Source organism: Shinella kummerowiae, assembly GCF_009827055.1.
GTDB lineage: Bacteria > Pseudomonadota > Alphaproteobacteria > Rhizobiales > Rhizobiaceae > Shinella > Shinella kummerowiae.
Window position 1 is genome coordinate 489,074 of the sequence record NZ_WUMK01000005.1, and the last position, 17,566, is coordinate 506,639.

Below are 17,566 nucleotides of genomic sequence, written 5' to 3' on the forward strand. Positions count from 1 at the left end.
GAATAATACAGAACATTTAAGTCAAGCCATTTGACTTAATAGGAGCCAAAGAGTTCCAGGGAACACGAACCAAGGACGGGCTTGCGTAACCACACGCGCCTTTCCGTCACTGTCGAGATCAAGAAGCAAAACGGAGGAAGTCATGTTGAAATCAATCAAGAAATCCCTGCTTGGCGCGGCGCTGATAGCGGCCGTTTCGGCGCCGCACGCCTTTGCCGAAACCACGCTGAATGCGCTCTTCATGGCGCAGGCCGCCTATAGCGAAGCCGATGTGCGCGCCATGACCGACGCCTTCAGCAAGGCGAACCCGGACGTCAAGGTGAACCTCGAATTCGTGCCCTACGAGGGCCTGCACGATAAGGCCGTGCTCGCTCAGGGCTCCGGCAGCGGCTACGACGTCGTGCTGTTCGACGTGATCTGGCCGGCCGAATATGCGACGAACAACGTGCTCGTCGACGTGTCCTCGCGCATCACCGACGACATGAAGAAGGGCGTGCTGCCGGGCGCCTGGACGACCGTCAACTATGACGGCAAGTCCTATGGCATGCCGTGGATTCTCGACACGAAATACCTGTTCTACAACAAGGAAATCCTCGAAAAGGCCGGCATCAAGGCACCGCCGAAGACCTGGGCTGAGCTCAACGATCAGGCCAAGATCATCAAGGACAAGGGCCTGCTGGCAACGCCGATCGCCTGGAGCTGGTCGCAGGCCGAAGCCGCGATCTGCGACTACACCACGCTGGTCAGCGCCTATGGCGGCGAATTCCTGAAGGACGGCAAGCCGGCCTTTACCGAAGGCGGCGGTCTCGACGCGCTGAAGTATATGGTCGACAGCTACAAGTCGGGCCTCACCAACCCCAACTCCAAGGAGTTCCTGGAAGAGGACGTGCGCAACGTCTTCCAGAACGGCGAGGCGGCCTTCGCGCTGAACTGGACCTACATGTACAACATGGCCAATGGCGGCAAGGACAGCAAGGTTGCCGGCAAGGTCGGCGTCGTGCCGGCACCGGGCGTCGAAGGCAAGAGCACGGTTTCGGCCGTCAACGGCTCGATGGGTCTCGGCGTCACCACGACGAGCAAACATCCCGACGAGGCCTGGAAATACATCGTGCACATGACTTCGCAGGAGACGCAGAACGCCTATGCGAAGCTCAGCCTGCCGATCTGGGCTTCTTCCTATGAGGATGCGGCCGTCACCGCCGGCCAGGAAGAGCTTATCGCAGCCGCCAAGCTCGGCCTTGCCGCGATGTATCCGCGTCCGACGACAGCGAAGTACCAGGAACTATCGACGGCGCTCCAGCAGGCCATTCAGGAAGCGCTGCTCGATCAGGCATCGCCCGAGGATGCGCTGAAGTCCGCCGCGGAAAACAGCGGCCTCTGATATCACGCCTTGCGGGCGGCCCCGGTCGCCCGCACACTTTCCTTCCCGACAATCGATGACGAGGACGCTATGTCCGGCACCTGGATGACGACCCGGGCATGGCTTCTCATGCTGCCACTTCTGATAATCATGCTCGCCGTGATCGGCTGGCCGATGATCGATACGGTCCGGCTGTCCTTCACCGATGCCAAGCTGGTGGGTGCTGCCGGCAATTTCGTCGGTTTCGACAATTACCTGAAAATGCTGGGAAGCAGTAACTTCCAGCGTGCGCTCTGGGCGACCACCTGGTTTGCCGTGGTGTCAGTGACGGCGGAAATGGTGATCGGCGTTCTCGCCGCCTTGCTTCTGAACCAGCAGTTTTACGGCCGCACGGTGCTGCGCGCCCTGTTGATCCTGCCCTGGGCCTTGCCGACCGTCGTCAACGCGACCCTGTGGCGGCTCATCTACAACCCGGAGTATGGCGCTCTGAATGCGGTGCTGACGCAGATCGGCCTTCTCGACAGCTACCGCTCCTGGCTCGGCGAACCGGGAACCGCGATGACGGCACTGATCATCGCCGATTGCTGGAAGAATTTCCCGCTCGTCGCCCTCATCACACTCGCTGCCCTTCAGGCCGTACCGCGCGACATCACCTCCGCCTCGCTGGTCGATGGCGCCGGTTCCTTCGCCCGCTTCCGTTTCGTCATCCTGCCCTATCTCGCCGGGCCGCTGATGGTGGCGCTGGTGCTACGCACGATCGAGGCTTTCAAGGTGTTCGATATCATCTGGGTCATGACACGCGGCGGCCCGGCCAATTCGACACGCACCCTGTCGATCCTCGTCTATCAGGAGGCCTTTTCCTTCCAGCGTGCGGGCTCAGGGGCGTCGCTCGCCCTCGTGGTCACGCTCATCGTCACGGTTCTGGCGATCGGCTACGGCATGCTGGTGCGCCGCGCCGCTGGGAGTGCCGCCTGATGGAACGCCGCAGTCTTCTCGCCTCCGTGCTGATCCATGCCGCAGCGCTTCTGCTGGCCGCCGTCATCCTCGCGCCGATCTTCTGGCTCTTCGTCATGAGCATCTCGCCGGCTGCCGATCTCGTGGCAAAACCGTTGCGCTGGTGGCCAAGTGAAGTCGATTTCTCGCGCTACGCAACGCTGCTGTCGACCATCCCGAACAGCGCCGGCGCGGCCTTCACTGCCTCGCTCGTCAACAGCATCCTGGTCGCCAGTATGGCGACCATCGCCGCCATAGCGCTCGCCATTCCCGCCGGCTGGGCCGTTTCGCGCACGCCTTCGATCGGCTGGTCACTATCGCTGGTCATCGCCACCTATATGCTGCCACCGGTCGCGCTGGCCGTGCCGCTTTATATGGGGCTCGCGGCCCTGGGGCTGCTCAACTCCGTCTTCGGCCTGGCGCTCGTCTATCTCAGCATCCTCGCACCCTTCACGACCTGGCTCATGAAATCGGGCTTCGACGGCATTCCGCGCGAGATCGAGCAGGCGGCGATGATGGATGGTGCAAGCCTCTTTGCCACGCTGCGCATCGTCACCCTGCCGCTCGCCCTGCCGATCGTCGCCACCTCGGCGCTGTTTGCCTTCCTGCTCGGCTGGGACGAGTTTTTCTATGCGCTGCTCTTCACCTCGGATCAGCGCGCACGAACCTTGACGGTAGCCATCGCCGACCTCGCCGGCGGCCGTGTTTCCGATTACGGGCTGATTGCCACAGCCGGCGTGCTTGCCGCGCTGCCGCCGGTCGCGGTTGGCCTTCTCATGCAGCGGGCCTTGATCTCGGGCCTCACCAGCGGCGGTGTGAAAGGATGACCATGACGATGACACGACCAGAGGGTGTTCGAGCAATCGAGCGGGAAATGGCCCGGCAGCATGCCGACGCGCTTGCCTCCTTCCGCGCCAATGACGAGATGGCCGAGAAGGCGGCCGCAAGCCTGAGACGTACCGGAAAACTGCTGCTGCTCGGCATGGGCGGTTCGCACGCCGTCGGCCGGGCCGTCGAGCCGCTCTACCGCCTCCTCGGTATCGACGCGATTGCCCTGCCGCTGTCCGAACAGCTCGGTGCACCGCTGGCGCTTGATGGCCGTACAGTCTTCATCACCTCGCAATCGGGCGAAAGCGCGGAAGTGCTGCGCTGGTACGACGAGGCCGGCGGTAACGCCGAAACCTTCGGCTTCACGCTCGAAAACGGCTCTTTCCTCGCCCGCACCGCGCCCAGCCTGGTCGGTCACGGCGGTACGGAACAGGCCTTTGCGGCGACGCGGAGCCTGACGGTGAGTTTCGCCCTGCATCTCGCTATCCTCGCAGCACTCGGCGAGGACGCTTCGGCAGCCGTCGATGCGCTGGAGAACCCGCAGGAGCCCGCCATCGGCGAGGCGCTGTCCGTCCTTTCCGACGTCCGTTCGGTGGTGACATCCGGACGGCGGCTGCAGGGCCTCGCGGAGGCGATCGCACTCGGCTTTACAGAACTCTCCCGTGTGCCGTGTTTCTCGCTGGAAGGCGGCCAGTTGCGGCATGGGCCCATGGAAATGCTGTCGCCGGAGGTGGGCATCGTCCTGTTCCGCAGCGATGACGCGACAGCCGATCTCGTGACCGCCATGGCGATGTCTGTGATCGAGGCCGGCGCCAGGCTCGTGATCTTCGATACCTCCGGCCGCCCGCCGGTCCCAGGAGCGGCAACGATCGTATTCCCGCCGCTGACGGGGCTTGCCGCCGTCTTCGCCATGCTACCGACGGTGCAGCGTCTGATGATCGCCTTTGCGGAAGCGCGTGTCGCCGATGCCGGAACGCCGGTGCGCTCCAGCAAGATTACCCGGAGTGAATGAGTGAAACCGCTTGCCGTTATCGGAAACGTCAATGTCGATCTGATCATGGGCCCGGCCGCGCCCTGGCCGCAGCCCGGCACGGAAATCATCGTCGACCACGACGAGTTGCGCGCCGGCGGTTCGGCCGGCAACACGGCCCTTGCCTGGCTGGCCCTCGGCACGCCTTTCGAGATCGCCGCAAGCATCGGCAGCGACCGTTTCGGGGCTTGGCTTGCGGAGAATTTCGGTGAGCATGCCAGCAATTGGCCGGTACATGGCGAAAGCACCACGCTCTCGGTCGGCATCACCCATCCGGACGGCGAGCGCACCTTCTTCACGACACGGGGCCATCTGCCGCTCTTCAGTCTGGAGGATGTTTTCGCCGTGCTCGACGGGCCGCGTCTTGCCGGCGGCATCGCGCTGCTGTGCGGCTCCTTCCTCACCGACAAGCTGGTGGAGGATTACGATCGCTTTTTCGACTGGGCGGATCGCCACGACATCGCCGTTGCCCTTGATACCGGCTGGCCGCTGGCGGGCTGGACGAAAACCAACAAGAGGGCAGCCAGAGGCTGGCTGTCGCGCTGCCGCATCGCCCTGTTCAACGAGGTGGAGACGACCAATCTCGCCGAGGTGTCCGACCCGAGCGAGGCGGCGTCCATCCTCCGCCGGGGCATGCCGGCGGGTGCCATCGTCGTGGTGAAAAGCGGACCGAACGGCGCGATCGCTCTCGATGCCGACGGCAAGGTTTTTCGCGCCGAGGCGCCCGCCGTGACGGTCATCGACACGATTGGCGCCGGAGACGTCTTCAACGCGGCTTTCCTGGCCGCCTTCGCCGCCGGCAACGGGCTCGAAGAGAGCCTTGCCGTAGGAACCCGCGTCGCGTCGCGCGCCATTTCCACCAATCCTCGACGCTACGCACCGACCTTGCAGGAAGCCCGCGCATGAGCACGCTGACCATCAACGCCATCCGCAAGAGCTACGGCGCCGTCGAGACGCTGAAGGGCATCGACATCGCGCTGGAAAGCGGCGAATTCCTCGTGCTGCTCGGGGCGTCCGGTTGCGGCAAGTCCACGCTGCTTAACATCATTGCCGGCCTTGCCGAGCCGACCAGCGGCGACATCCGCATCGGCGAGCGCTCCATCGTCGGCGTGCACCCGAAAGACCGGGACATCGCGATGGTGTTCCAGTCCTACGCGCTCTATCCCAATCTCACCGTGCACCGGAACATCGGCTTCGGGCTTGAAATGCGCAAGGTCGACAAGGCCGAGCGTGACCGCGCGGTGCACGAAACGGCGAAGCTGCTGCAGATCGAAAACCTTCTGGACCGCAAACCCGGCCAGCTTTCCGGTGGCCAGCGCCAGCGCGTGGCGATCGGCCGGGCGCTGGTGCGCAATCCAAAGATCTTTCTCTTCGACGAACCGCTTTCCAATCTTGATGCGAAGCTGCGCATGGAGATGCGCACCGAGCTGAAGCGCCTGCACCAGATGACCCGGACGACGGTGGTCTATGTCACGCATGACCAGATCGAGGCGATGACGCTTGCAACCCGCATCGCGGTGATGCGCAACGGCCGTATCGAACAGCTCGACACGCCGGAGAAGATCTACAACCGGCCGGCGACGCTCTACGTCGCGACCTTTGTCGGCGCTCCGCCGATGAACCTGCTGGCCGCGACTGCGGGTGAGGGGGGGCTCCAGATCGACGGCTCGGATATCGTCGTGTCGGTGCCAGGGCTGGAATCCGCCGCGCCGGGGCGCCGGCTGGTTCTCGGCATCCGCCCGGAGGCGATTGGAAAAGCCGATGGTGTCCTGTCGCTGTCGGCGCGCTGCGAGGTCGCGGAACTGACCGGCCCGGAACTGGTCGTCACCGCGATGGTCGGAAACCAGCGTATCGTTGCAGCCCTTCCGGCCTCGACCAAACTTCAGGCGGGCGACGCGATCGTGCTCAGCGCCGATCCCGCTGCCTTTCACGTCTTCGACGCGCAAACGGAACAGCGACTGAACTGACGGCACCGATCCGATTCCAGCCATTCCCGCCGGACAAAACCAGAGACGGTCGTGAGCGGTGGCCGTAGCGCTAGATACTTGGCGTTATGTCCCGACTTTTCTTGTTCAAAAAACATGAGTATTAAAGTTGTGTTTTAATTGCGCGACAGCGTTTCGCGCAGCCTAGGAATAAGAGGAAAAGCTATGATCGAATCCACCGCCTATCTGAGCACCGAACACGGTGCGAAATATCTGGTGCAATTGTGCAAGCACTTCGCCCACAAAGTCGACGTCACCTATTCAGACAATCATGGCGAATGCCGCTTCGACCGCGGTGTCGCCACACTGGACGCCGATGCGGAGGGTTTGCGCATGACGGTGAAGGCGGCCGATGAGGAGGGTCTTGGATGGGGCCAGTCGGTCATCGAATCGCACCTCGTCCGTTTTGCTTTCCGCGAGGAACTCGGCGCTTTCGACTGGCAGCGTCAGATTTAACGCGGTGGACGCGGCCCCTTTCACCAGTATCACAGGCTAAGCAACTGCCGCAGCTCGATCGAAGGCTCTGCCGCCGCGGCGCTTTCCACAATCCCGGGCAAAGATGTACGACAACTGCACGGATCGCGCCGCGGACCGTGTTGTTGTCGATTGACCGAGTCATCACGGAATTCTATCGGCTCATCTCATCGTTTCATGAATTGACGCCTTCAGCGCCCTTGACACCGAAACCTCCAAGCTGACACATTTAGTTGTCAGACATCTTACATAAATGGGGATTCCGGTTAACGGATCAAATGGAGGACCACATGAAAAATCTCTTCATGCGACTGGCCGTCGGCGCCGCTTTCGTCGCAGCCGCCGTCTCGGCCCAGGCCGGCGAGACGCTTGATCGCGTTATGGAAAAGAAGGCGATGGTCGTCGCCACCAACAGCGGCTGGCCGCCCCAGAGCTATCTGGATGACAGCAACGAAATGGTTGGCTTCGACATCGACGTGTCACGCGAGATCGCCAAACGTCTCGGTGTCGAGGTGAGCTTCGAGACCCCGGACTGGGCGACGCTGACCGGCGGCCGCTGGCAAGGCCGCTACGATCTCGGCGTCGGCTCCGTGACGCCCACCAAGGCGCGCGCCCAGGTCATCGATTTCGTCGGCATCTACTATTACAGCCCCTATGTCTACGTCGTGCACAAGGACAGCGACGCGAAGTCCGTCACCGACCTCAACGGCAAGGTCATCGGTGTCGAGACGGCGACGACATCGGAAGACTTCATCAACCGCAAGCTGGAAATCGACGCGCCCGGCCTGCCGCCGATCGAATACAAGCTGGAGCCGGGCGAGGTTCGCACCTTCGCCGATTCCATGCTGCCCTTCGACGACCTGCGCCTCGGCGCCGGTGTGCGTCTCGATGCGGTGATCGCGCCGGAACAGACCGCGCTCAACGCCATCAAGAACGGCTACCCGCTGCGCGTTCTCGATGGCGACTACGCCTTCCGCGAGCCGCTCGTCGTCATCGCCGAAAAGGTCGACCCGGAATGGACCGCCAAGGTCGGCGGCATCATCGACGAGATGAAGAAGGACGGCACCCTCGGCACGCTCACCACCAAGTGGTACGGCAAGGACTACAGCGCCGATTGATGAACTGCCGGCGCGGGCGGTTTCTGCCCGCGCCTTTCATATTCGAGGGGGAGCATGCGCATGGCCTATCCGGACACCTATTACAAACGAACCATGGCGGACCAGACGGCGCGCGCTACCCTTTCGGGTACGATCGAATGCGACGCCGTTGTCATCGGCGGCGGCCTTGCTGGGCTTTCGACCGCATTGCAGCTTGCCCGCACCGGCAGGGGTGTCACGGTGCTGGAGGCCGAAAGTGTCGGTTTCGGCGCCTCCGGGCGCAATGGCGGTTTCGTTGGGCCTGGCTATGCGACGGGCGGTGACGATATCGCGCGTGTTGTCGGCAAAAACGCCGCGCGCCGTCTCCACCAGCTTTCCGTCGAAGGCATGGAGTTCATTCGCGACAACATCCAGTCGCTCGGCATCATCGATGCCAAGCCTGAGCCGGGCATCATGAGCGTGCTGCGCTACGATGACGGCGCGAGCCTCAGGGCCTATGCGGAAGAAACCCGCAAGGAATACGGATTCGAGCTCGAATACATGGACCGCGATGCCGTGCGTTCGGTTCTGAAATCCGAGCGTTATTTCCAGGCACTGCGCAACCCGAGCGCCTTCCACATGCACCCGCTCAACTATCTGCGCGCCATAGCCCAGGAAATCGAACGCCTTGGCGGACGCATCTGCGAACAATCGCCGGCGACGTCCGTGGAGCTTTCGGGTGCGGAGAAGCGGGTGAAGACGGCCGGCGGAGAGGTAAAAGCCCGCGACGTGGTGTTCACCACGGGCGGCTATACCGGCGCGCTGAACGGCAGGCTGAAGCGCTCGTTCCTGCCGATCGCCACCTATGTCATGGTCAGCGAGGAGGCACCGGACCTGATCGCCTCGGCGATCACCACCCGCAATGCAATCGGCGACAACCGCCGGGCGGGTGACTACTACCGTGTGGTCGACGACGGCCGCCGCCTGCTCTGGGGTGGGCGCATCACCACCCATGCCGCCTCGACCGCGGGCCTCGTCAAGGAACTGCGCGACGAAATGGTCGGCACCTATCCGCAGCTTGCCGGGCTCAAGACGGAACTCGCCTGGTCCGGCCTGATGTCCTATGCCCGCCACCTGATGCCCCAGATCGGGCGCATGAGCCCCGGCGTCTGGTATTGCACCGCATTTGGCGGGCACGGCCTCAACACGACGGCGATCGGCGGCAAGGTGATTGCCGAAGGCATTCTCGGCGAGAGCGAGCGCTACAAGCTGTACGAGCCGTTCGGCCTCGTCTGGGCCGGTGGTCTTGCAGGGCTTGCCGTGGCGCAGCTCACCTATTGGAAGCTCCAGGCACAGGACTGGTGGCGCGAACGCGCGGCCTGAGGCGTTTGCGGCAACGGCATTCGGACAGAGAACAACAAGCAAGGGCGGAACATGATCGGTCGACTGATACTCACCTACCCCGAAGCATCACGCAGGGCCGGCGTCCTCCTGGTTCTCACCCTGGTGACGGCAGCGCTTTATTCTATCGGCGTGAGTTCCGCCTGGATCGGCCATCTCCTGCCGGCCTCGGCCAATTGGCTTGGGGAGAACCCGGCCGTCGGCCGGCTCGTTTCCGCGGTGTTGATCGCCCTCATCCTGGCTGCGAACTGGAAGGCGTTGCTGCAGCTGTCACGCCGCCAGCAGATCGTCGCCGTCTGGATCGAGCTGTTCTCGCTCCTGATGCTGTTCTTCTATTCCTTCGATCTCTCCTTCGCCTTCATTGCCAAGAAGATCGGCTTTCTCATCACACAGGGCGTGACGACGACGCTCTATATTTCCGCGATCTCCATCATCATCGCCACGATCATCGCGCTTGCCGGCGCCATTGCGAAACTCTCGAACAACGGCGTCATCTACGGCCTTGCGACCTTCTACACCTCGCTGTTCCGCGGCCTGCCGCTGCTCATGCAGATCTACATCATCTATCTCGGCCTGCCGCAGGTGGGCTACGTGATCGGCGCAGTCCCCGCCGGCATTCTCGCGCTGTCGCTCTGCTACGGCGCCTACATGACCGAAATCTTTCGCGCCGGCATCCAGAGCATCAACCGCGGGCAGACGGAGGGTGCCACCGCGCTCGGCCTCAGCCCGGCACAGACGATGACGCTCGTCATCCTGCCGCAGGCCATGCGCGTCATCATCCCGCCGACCGGCAACCAGTTCATCGCCATGCTGAAGGATTCGTCGCTCGTCTCCGTCGTCGGCGTCTGGGAGATCATGTATCTCGCCCGCACCCAGGGCCAGACCGAGTTCCGTCATATCGAGATGCTGATCACGGCCTCGATGATCTACTGGATCCTGTCGATCGGCCTGGAATATGCCCAGGCGCGCATCGAGGAACGGTTTGGCCGCTTCAATGTCCGCTGAGGTGCCGACTATGCGGGGCGGCGGCGCACCTATCGCGCCGTCGAATGGTCGGGGTGCCCTGATCGTGCTCGTGGCCTTTTCGATCTTCTCCGGCACCGACGCCATCGTGAAGATCATGGCGGCCGATATGCCGGCACCACAGGTGACGTTCCTCGTCACTGTCGCGGCGCTGACCTTGCTGCTCATCCATGCCCTCGTGACCGGCCGTGTCCACCGGCTGGTCCCACGCCAGCCGAGCCTTGCCTTCTGGCGCGCACTGCTGCTTGCCGTGGATACCCTGTTGATCCACTACGCCTTTGCAAAGCTGCCGCTGGCGGAAGCCTATCTCATTGCCTTCCTGACGCCGATTCTCGTCGCCATGCTCGGCTTCTTCCTGCTTGGAGAACGGCTCTCAGCTGTGGGGTGGGCGGGTGTGCTCATCGGCTTTGCCGGCGTCGCCGTCGCGCTGAAACCGGGTGTCGCGCCCCTCAATCTCGGCCATGCCGCTGCGCTTGGTTCCGCAGTGTTCTTTGCGCTCTCCCTCATCCTGCTGCGCCGCGCGAAGCTCGCGGAGACGGACGAGGCGCTGGTTGCAAGCCTGCTGGTCGTCATGACGCCGGTCGCCCTGGCCGTTGCTGCAGGCTCCGGCGGATTGATCGCGATCGGCCTTGCTGATCTGGGTTTTGCACTTGTCGGCGGTGCAATGATGCTCGGTGGCCATGCGCTGCTGGTACGCGCCTTCCGGGTCGGCGAAGCGTCCGTGGTGGCGCCGTTCCAGTACAGCCAGATCATCTGGGGCTGTCTCTACGGTGTGCTTCTCTTCGCAACACCGGTCGAGATGCATACACTCGCCGGGGCGGCGATCATCATCTTTTCCGGCTGGCTGGTTTTGAGGTAGCAGCGCCCGCGTCTGAGAGCCCGTGCAGGGCTTAGAGGGGCTGCGGCTGTTGCGGAAAACCGCCGACATGCGTGCAGGTCAGCGCCGCCTGGTCGCGCCCGGCCTCAAGGCATTGCAATAGCGGCTGGCCGGCGACGCGGGCCGAGAGAAACCCGGCAATGAAACTGTCGCCTGCGCCGGTCGTATCGACCACATCAACCGGCCGGATACCGATCTCGACGCGGTCCACGCCATCGCTGGCGAGCGAGCCCTTGTTGCCACGCGTGACGACGGCAAGCGGCACGCCTTTGGCAAGAAGGTGCTGCAGCAGTGTTTCAGCCAGCTCGTCGTCGCTGCCGGCCGAGGCGAAGGCGATGGAGAGGCCATCGATGCCGAGATTGGCCGGATCCGCATTGACGGAAATATCCTGCGAGACGCTGACGCCGGCGGCAGCAAGGGCCCGGCGCAGGGCGCCGCCATCGTCCATCCAGCCGATATGCACGTGATCCATGGTTTTGAGGCGTGCGACGTCCGCTTCGCTCGGCCTGTAGCCGCCGCAGACGCCGAAATCCTCGTGAACGAAGACGCGGTCGCCGGAGGGCAGGACATCGATCTCGGTATAGGCCGTGATGCCGGGGCGGTCGCCAAGATAGGTGATGTCGACGCCATTTGCCGCGAGCAAGGCGCGTGTCCGCCCGCCGGCCGCATCGGGGCCAACGGCGCCGAAATAGAGCGATGTCCGGCCGAGGCGGGCGAGTTGCACGGCAACATTCACCGCATTGCCGCCGACAAGCGACAGCGACAGGGGAGGGCGGAAACGGTCGATGCAATTGTCGCCGACGGCGGCGAAGCGGAGGGGTCTCATACGGATCTCGTGCTGGACTTCAAGGCTGCGAATGCGGCATCACCTGCATTCGCAGCTTTGCAAGCGACGTCAATAGGTGACACGCTTGTAGTAGCGCCGGGTCGTCAGCGGGTGGTTGCGCATGACTTCGAGATGCGCGCTGATGCGCTCCAGAACGGTCGCCAGCAACACCGGCGAGACCAGCGCGCGGACCTCCGGGGAAATGCCCGGCAGGTCGAATTCGGCGGTATCCAGCACGGCCAGCTTGTCCGTGTAATTCGGCGCGAAAGCCTGGACGCGGTCGGCGAGCGGGCGCAAGGCGTCTTCGCCCTTGAAAAGGATGACGCTCACGCCCTTTTCCACCAGTTCCAGCGTTCCGTGGAAGAAGTCGGAGGCATGAACCGGGCGGGTGCGGATCCACTGCATTTCTTCGAGGATGCACATGCCGTAGTAGAAGGCTTCCGGCCAGACGTTTCCGGCCGCGGTGACGATATGGTAGTCGGAGCCCGCCAGCACCGCGGCGAAGGCTTCCGCCTTCGGCTCATAGGCGCGTTTCACCGCGAGCAGGAGTTCCGGCATGCGGGCAAGTTCGGCGACGATCGTATCGTGGTTCTCGATCTCTCCGCGATGCTTCAGGATCGCGAGCGCGATGAAGAGTGACTGGAGGTAGAAGGACTCGCAGGATGTGTCGTCCTCGGCGAAGTTGACGAAGACGTGATCCCCACCCTTGCCGAGCGGCGTTTCCGCATGGCCGACCAGCGTGATGACCGTCGCGCCGATCGTCTTCAGCTTTTCGAGCAGTGCCACGCTTTCCTTCGTCGTGCCGGAGAGCGAGGGCATGACGACGATCGACTTCTCGGTCAGGTTGGCCGAACCGGTGAGCACGAGCTCCGCCGGCAGGTCGATGAAGGCCGGAAAGCGCGAGCGGCGTTGCAGCAATTGCGCGGCAGGCTGCATCAGGATCGCCGCACCGCCCGTACCGAGGAAGAAGATGTTGTCCGCGCCCGCCGACAGGCACGAGCCGATCACACGTTCCAGCCCTGCCTGCAAGCCAACCGCGCCCGACTGGATGCGGAGAAATCTCTGTTCGTCAAAATTCAGCATGGTTCTGCCCTCGGAAGGTGATTTCAATGTTGTCAGACAACTGACATCGCCGGCTTTGACTGTCAAGACGGGCACGCCGAAATTTCGAGAACCGCCGAAGCGTAACATATTGCGCAGGGCCATGCCGCTTCCTCTCGCACTTGACCGGCTAAAATTTGTCAGACAAGAAAGGAGGCGAGATCAATGAACACGAGGCACTTCGGTGGACGAGCCCCTTCGCGATTCGCGCACCCTTGCCGTCCAGCTCCGGGACCGGATTGCCGACCTGATCCGGGACGAAGGGCTGCGCCCGGGTGACAAGCTGCCGACTGAAGCCCAACTCACCCAGCGCTTCAAGATTTCCCGGCCGGCCCTGCGCGAGGCGCTGAAACTGCTCGAGCAGGACGACGTGATCTATGTGGAGCATGGCCGCGGGCGTTTCGTCTCGGCGCTCTCCGCCGTCCAGGTCGACCGGCCGATCACCGTCTTCGAGAGCGTCACCGACATGACGCGGCAATATGGCTATCGCCCGATCAACAAGGTTCTCTCGATCGCCGAGGAGACGCCGGACAAGCAGGTGGCCGAAGGCCTGCGTTTGGGGCCGACCGATCGGGTCATCCGCATCGAGCGCATCCGCCTGCATGAGGATGAGCCAATCCTCTACTGCGTTGACTATCTGCCACGCGGCATCATCCCGGGCCGGCTCTACGATATCGACTGGAGCGGTTCGCTCCTGAACCTTCTCGAGGAATACGGCAACCGCCCCCGCATGTCCGCGGCGAGCGTGTCCTCCGTCATGCTGCCGAAAGAGGTGGTCGAGCGCCACGGCCTGCAGGATTTCGGCCCGGCGCTGCTGATCACCGAAGTCTGTTTCAACGCGGCCGGCGAACCGGTCAATTACGCGATCGATTATCATCGCGGCAGCCATTTTTCCTTCAGCCTGACCCGCAAATAGCGGCCGGCGCCCCAATCCAGCAGAGGCACATATGACCGATCAGGCCACCCGTAGAGTAGCGCTCATTGCCGGCGGGGCCGGTGGCATGGGGGCAGCAATCGCCGCGCGGCTCGCCGCCGGCGGCTATGCCGTCGCCATCGCGGACCTGGAATCGGAACGTCTGTCCGCAACCGCGGAAAGGCTCGCGGCGGAGGGCGGCGATGCGCTCGCCGTGCCGCTCGACATGCGCAAGGTCGCCTCCTGTGCTTCTGCCGTCGAGGCGGTGATCGGTTGGCGCGGCCGTCTCGACGTGGTCGTCAATTCCGCCGGCGTCTGGCGCGAGGGCTATTCCGTGGCGATGACCGAGGCGGATTGGGACATCGTCATGGACGTCAACCTCAAGGGGGCGTTCTTTCTGATCCAGGCCGCCATTCCGCATCTCGGCGCTGGCGCCTCCATCGTCAACATCGCCTCGGACGCCGGCCTCGTCGGTAACAATGGCGCGGCCATCTACTGTGCCTCGAAAGGCGGGCTCGTGCTGCTTACCAAGGCTTTGGCGCTGGAACTGGCCCCGCGCCAGATCCGCGTCAATGCCGTCTGCCCCGGCGATGTCGCCACACCCATGATCGAATTCCAGGCCGATCGCTACGGCGAGGGCGATCCGAATGGCTACAAGGCGAAGCTATTGTCCAATTACCCGCAGAAAGCGGCGGCGCGCTTCATCAAGCCGGAGGAAATCGCCCGCATGGTGGCCTTCCTCTGCGAACCGGACGCAGCGCCGATCACGGGGGCCGCGCTGTCGGTCGATTTCGGCGTGACGGCAGGCTACTGAGGAGACGTTCATGCAGCGCAAGACGGCGATCATCACAGGGGCGGGCGCGCAGGACGGCATCGGCTTTGCCTGCGCAAAAAGTCTCGCGGAGGCGGGCTACGCGGTTCATCTCGTCGCCACCAGCGACCGCATCCTCGCCCGCGCCGAGGAATTGCGCGCCGCGGGTTTCCCGGCCACGGGCCATCTCTGTGATCTCACGTCCAAAGTCGCCGTCGAAAAGCTTAGGCAGGTGACCGGGCCGGCGGCCGTGCTCGTCAACAATGCCGGCATGGGCAGCCTTGCCCAGCCGGCGCTCCAGCGGCATTTCGTGGACCTGGAAGAAGAGGACTGGGACCGCGGTATTTCCGTCACCCTCAAGACGGCCTTCCTCGCCACCCGCATCTACCTGCCGGACATGCTGGCGGACGGCTATGGCCGGATCGTCAATGTCGCATCCGTGACCGGGCCCTATGTCGCCAATCCCGGCGAGACCGCCTACTCCGCCGCCAAGGCCGGCATGGTCGGCATGACGCATGCGCTGGCGCTCGAAGCCGGCCCGCACGGTGTCACCATCAACGCGGTTGCGCCGGGTTGGATCGAGACGGGCGCCTCCACGGAAGAGGAGCGCCGCGCCGCGCAAGCCACACCCTGCGGCCGCGCCGGTCGACCGGACGAAGTGGCAGCGGCCGTCGCCTTCCTCGCCTCGCCAAATGCGAGCTATATCAACGGTGCGGTGCTTGTGGTGGATGGCGGCAACATATTGCAGGAGGCGAAGCGGTGATTGCCTGCCGCAGCTAGTCGCCGAGCACCTGCCGGTCATCGCCGTCACGGTGACGGACCAGCTCCTCCTTGATGCTGCGCAGGCTTCTCGCCGCCCTGTCGCGGTCAGCATAGGCGACGAGGTTGGCGAGCATGTCGATCACCGCGAGATAGGCGTAGCGGGTCGACGTCGGCCGGAAGATGTTCTTGCCTTCCGGCAGGTCGACAGGGATCACGATATCGGCGAGCGCGGCGACCGGTGACTTGCTTTGCGTCACGACGATGCTCGGGATGGCGCGCTGGCGCAGCAATTCGAGACAGCGCACCAAGGCCGGGTCGCGACCACTGAAAGAGGATGAAAAGACGACCGTGCCCGGTTCGGCGGCGGCAGCGAGCATCATGTTCATGTTGTGGTCGTTCGACGCATGGATGCGGCAGCCGAGGCGGAAGAGCCGGTTGTGCAATTCGTTGGCGATCATCGCGGAGTTTCCGCTCGCGCCGAAGGCATGGACGAAGTCTGCGCCGCGCAGCAGGTCAGCCGCCTTGCCGATCGCCTCGAGATCGAGCTGGCGGTGAAGCTGGGACAGGGCGTTCTGCGCAGTCGAGACGATGTCCTCCGCCACCTCCGCCGGAGTTTGCGTGGGTACGTCCGGTTTCAGGTAACGCAGGCCGACATAGGGCATCTTGGCGAGTTGCACCTTGAAATCCGGATAGCCCTGGCAGCCGAGCCTGCGGCAGAAACGCGTCACCGTCGGCGGTGAGACCCCGGCGCGCGCCGCAAGTTCGTTGATCGACGCGTTGACAGCGAAATCGATATCCTCCAGCACGAGGCGCGCAAGCGTCTTCTCCCGCGCCGAAAGCGTGCCCTCTTCATCCGAAAGGGCGTGGAACAGATCCATTCAAACTCCTGCGCGTCGCATGCCGTAAGGGACGCGCTCCGTGAAAACCGATTTCTTCTCTTACCCTTTCGTACCATAGTGACGGGCAGCTTCAACGGGCGCCCTCGACCGATCGGCGCCGAAATATGCAGGTTCTCATGACGTCTCCCTGGCCGGCCGCCGGCACGCCGCTCGATCAGATCGCAACCCCCATGCCCGTCGTGGACGAAGAGCGGCTCGCCGCCAATATCCACCGGGCACAGGCTTATTTCGACGCGCACGGCAAGGCATTCAGGCCGCATATCAAGACACACAAGACCGTCGGCGTCGCCGAGGCGCAACGGGCGGCGGGGGCCATTGGAATCAATTGCCAGAAGGTGAGCGAGGCGGAGATTTTCGCCGACGCCGGCTTCGAGGATATCCTCATCACCTACAACATTCTCGGCGCGGCAAAAATGCGGGGCCTGCGTGAATTGCACGACCGCGTGCCGCGTTTGAGCGTGGTGGCGGACAGCGAGATGACGGTCGCGGGGCTGGCCTCGGCCTTCGAAGCGGCGCGGCCGCTGACGGTGCTCGTCGAATGCGATACAGGCGGCAAGCGTTGCGGCGTGCAAACGCCGGAGGCGGCGGCGCGGCTGGCCGAACGTATCACCGCATCACCAACCCTGCGGTTCGGCGGTATCCTTACCTATCCCGCCCCGGGCAGCGCCGCTGCCGTTGAGGCTTTCCTGGTCGCAACGATGGCGTTGCTGGCCGGCAAGGGCATCGATTGCCCGGTCCGCTCCAGCGGTGGCTCGCCCGATCTGTACCAGGCCCATCTCGTGCCCTCGGCAACCGAGCATCGCGCCGGCACCTATGTCTATAACGACCGCAGCATGGTGCGCGCCGGCCATTGCACGCGCGCCGACCTCGCCATGCACATCCTTGCCACGGTCGTCTCCCGGCCGACCGAGGACCGCGCGGTGCTCGACGCCGGCTCGAAGGCGCTTACCTCTGATCTGCTCGGCTTCAGCGACTATGGTGAAATCGCAGGTTTTGAGGCCGCGCGCATCGTCTCCCTGTCGGAGGAGCACGCGGTCGTCGATATCAGCGAATGTCGGGATCGTTTTCCGGCGATCGGCAGCGTGGTGCGGATCGTGCCCAATCATACCTGCGTCGTCAGCAACCTGTTCGACCGCATGGTCTTCCATCGAGACGGGATCGTGACCCGGGTCGAGGATGTGGCGGCGCGCGGCACGGTTTGGTGAAG

The 17,566-nt window shown here is 63.8% G+C and carries 18 protein-coding genes; 15 read left to right on the forward strand and 3 right to left on the reverse strand.

Features of this window, described 5'->3' with window-relative positions:
* Nucleotides 1-142 precede the first annotated feature (142 nt).
* From GR138_RS15920 to GR138_RS15970, 11 genes are all read left to right on the forward strand, one after another.
* Nucleotides 143-1,381, forward strand: coding sequence for an extracellular solute-binding protein (locus tag GR138_RS15920; RefSeq protein WP_160860219.1), 1,239 nt, complete (start codon nucleotides 143-145; stop codon nucleotides 1,379-1,381).
* A gap of 69 nt (nucleotides 1,382-1,450) precedes the next feature.
* Complete coding sequence (locus GR138_RS15925) at nucleotides 1,451-2,335, forward strand: carbohydrate ABC transporter permease (protein WP_160860220.1); 885 nt, start codon at nucleotides 1,451-1,453, stop codon at nucleotides 2,333-2,335.
* Nucleotides 2,335-3,180: a carbohydrate ABC transporter permease gene (locus tag GR138_RS15930; protein ID WP_160860221.1), complete on the forward strand. Its 846-nt coding sequence runs from the start codon at nucleotides 2,335-2,337 to the stop codon at nucleotides 3,178-3,180. The genes GR138_RS15925 and GR138_RS15930 overlap by 1 nt, the downstream gene beginning before the upstream one ends.
* Nucleotides 3,177-4,193 carry an SIS domain-containing protein gene (locus GR138_RS15935; RefSeq protein WP_160860222.1) on the forward strand — a complete coding sequence of 339 codons (1,017 nt, stop codon included), beginning with the start codon at nucleotides 3,177-3,179 and terminating at the stop codon, nucleotides 4,191-4,193. Before GR138_RS15930 ends, GR138_RS15935 begins: the two co-directional genes overlap by 4 nt.
* Nucleotides 4,194-5,117 (forward strand): PfkB family carbohydrate kinase, encoded by a 924-nt coding sequence (locus tag GR138_RS15940; RefSeq protein ID WP_160860223.1) that lies wholly within the window; start codon nucleotides 4,194-4,196, stop codon nucleotides 5,115-5,117.
* Nucleotides 5,114-6,178 (forward strand): ABC transporter ATP-binding protein, encoded by a 1,065-nt coding sequence (locus tag GR138_RS15945; protein ID WP_160860224.1) that lies wholly within the window; start codon nucleotides 5,114-5,116, stop codon nucleotides 6,176-6,178. Before GR138_RS15940 ends, GR138_RS15945 begins: the two co-directional genes overlap by 4 nt.
* A 183-nt stretch (nucleotides 6,179-6,361) precedes the next feature.
* Nucleotides 6,362-6,652 (forward strand): DUF2218 domain-containing protein, encoded by a 291-nt coding sequence (locus GR138_RS15950; protein WP_202402666.1) that lies wholly within the window; start codon nucleotides 6,362-6,364, stop codon nucleotides 6,650-6,652.
* A gap of 308 nt (nucleotides 6,653-6,960) precedes the next feature.
* Nucleotides 6,961-7,788 carry a transporter substrate-binding domain-containing protein gene (locus tag GR138_RS15955; protein ID WP_160860225.1) on the forward strand — a complete coding sequence of 276 codons (828 nt, stop codon included), beginning with the start codon at nucleotides 6,961-6,963 and terminating at the stop codon, nucleotides 7,786-7,788.
* Nucleotides 7,789-7,848: 60 nt separating this feature from the next.
* Nucleotides 7,849-9,129: an NAD(P)/FAD-dependent oxidoreductase gene (locus tag GR138_RS15960; RefSeq protein WP_160860226.1), complete on the forward strand. Its 1,281-nt coding sequence runs from the start codon at nucleotides 7,849-7,851 to the stop codon at nucleotides 9,127-9,129.
* A gap of 51 nt (nucleotides 9,130-9,180) precedes the next feature.
* Nucleotides 9,181-10,152 (forward strand): amino acid ABC transporter permease, encoded by a 972-nt coding sequence (locus tag GR138_RS15965; RefSeq protein ID WP_160860227.1) that lies wholly within the window; start codon nucleotides 9,181-9,183, stop codon nucleotides 10,150-10,152.
* Nucleotides 10,142-11,029 (forward strand): DMT family transporter, encoded by an 888-nt coding sequence (locus GR138_RS15970; RefSeq protein ID WP_246200492.1) that lies wholly within the window; start codon nucleotides 10,142-10,144, stop codon nucleotides 11,027-11,029. The genes GR138_RS15965 and GR138_RS15970 overlap by 11 nt, the downstream gene beginning before the upstream one ends.
* 31 nt (nucleotides 11,030-11,060) lie before the next feature.
* Here GR138_RS15970 and GR138_RS15975 read toward each other — a convergent pair whose 3' ends face one another.
* A complete protein-coding gene (locus GR138_RS15975; protein ID WP_160860228.1) occupies nucleotides 11,061-11,873 on the reverse strand; it encodes a PfkB family carbohydrate kinase in 813 nt (270 codons plus the stop codon).
* Between the two features lie 69 nt (nucleotides 11,874-11,942).
* On the reverse strand, nucleotides 11,943-12,956 hold the full coding sequence (locus GR138_RS15980; RefSeq protein WP_160860229.1) for an SIS domain-containing protein: 1,014 nt from the start codon (nucleotides 12,954-12,956) through the stop codon (nucleotides 11,943-11,945).
* A gap of 202 nt (nucleotides 12,957-13,158) precedes the next feature.
* On the opposite strand from GR138_RS15980, the gene GR138_RS30885 reads away from it, so the two are divergent.
* The 3 genes from GR138_RS30885 to GR138_RS15995 are packed head-to-tail and all read left to right on the forward strand — an operon-like array spanning nucleotide 13,159 to nucleotide 15,461.
* Nucleotides 13,159-13,890 (forward strand): UTRA domain-containing protein, encoded by a 732-nt coding sequence (locus tag GR138_RS30885; RefSeq protein ID WP_160860230.1) that lies wholly within the window; start codon nucleotides 13,159-13,161, stop codon nucleotides 13,888-13,890.
* 31 nt (nucleotides 13,891-13,921) lie between these two features.
* Nucleotides 13,922-14,701: an SDR family NAD(P)-dependent oxidoreductase gene (locus GR138_RS15990; protein WP_160860231.1), complete on the forward strand. Its 780-nt coding sequence runs from the start codon at nucleotides 13,922-13,924 to the stop codon at nucleotides 14,699-14,701.
* Between the two features lie 10 nt (nucleotides 14,702-14,711).
* On the forward strand, nucleotides 14,712-15,461 hold the full coding sequence (locus tag GR138_RS15995; RefSeq protein WP_160860232.1) for an SDR family NAD(P)-dependent oxidoreductase: 750 nt from the start codon (nucleotides 14,712-14,714) through the stop codon (nucleotides 15,459-15,461).
* 13 nt (nucleotides 15,462-15,474) lie between these two features.
* Here GR138_RS15995 and GR138_RS16000 read toward each other — a convergent pair whose 3' ends face one another.
* Nucleotides 15,475-16,338 carry a MurR/RpiR family transcriptional regulator gene (locus tag GR138_RS16000; RefSeq protein ID WP_160860233.1) on the reverse strand — a complete coding sequence of 288 codons (864 nt, stop codon included), beginning with the start codon at nucleotides 16,336-16,338 and terminating at the stop codon, nucleotides 15,475-15,477.
* 137 nt (nucleotides 16,339-16,475) lie between these two features.
* On the opposite strand from GR138_RS16000, the gene GR138_RS16005 reads away from it, so the two are divergent.
* Nucleotides 16,476-17,564 carry a D-TA family PLP-dependent enzyme gene (locus tag GR138_RS16005; RefSeq protein WP_160860234.1) on the forward strand — a complete coding sequence of 363 codons (1,089 nt, stop codon included), beginning with the start codon at nucleotides 16,476-16,478 and terminating at the stop codon, nucleotides 17,562-17,564.
* The last annotated feature ends 2 nt before the right edge of the window (nucleotides 17,565-17,566 follow it).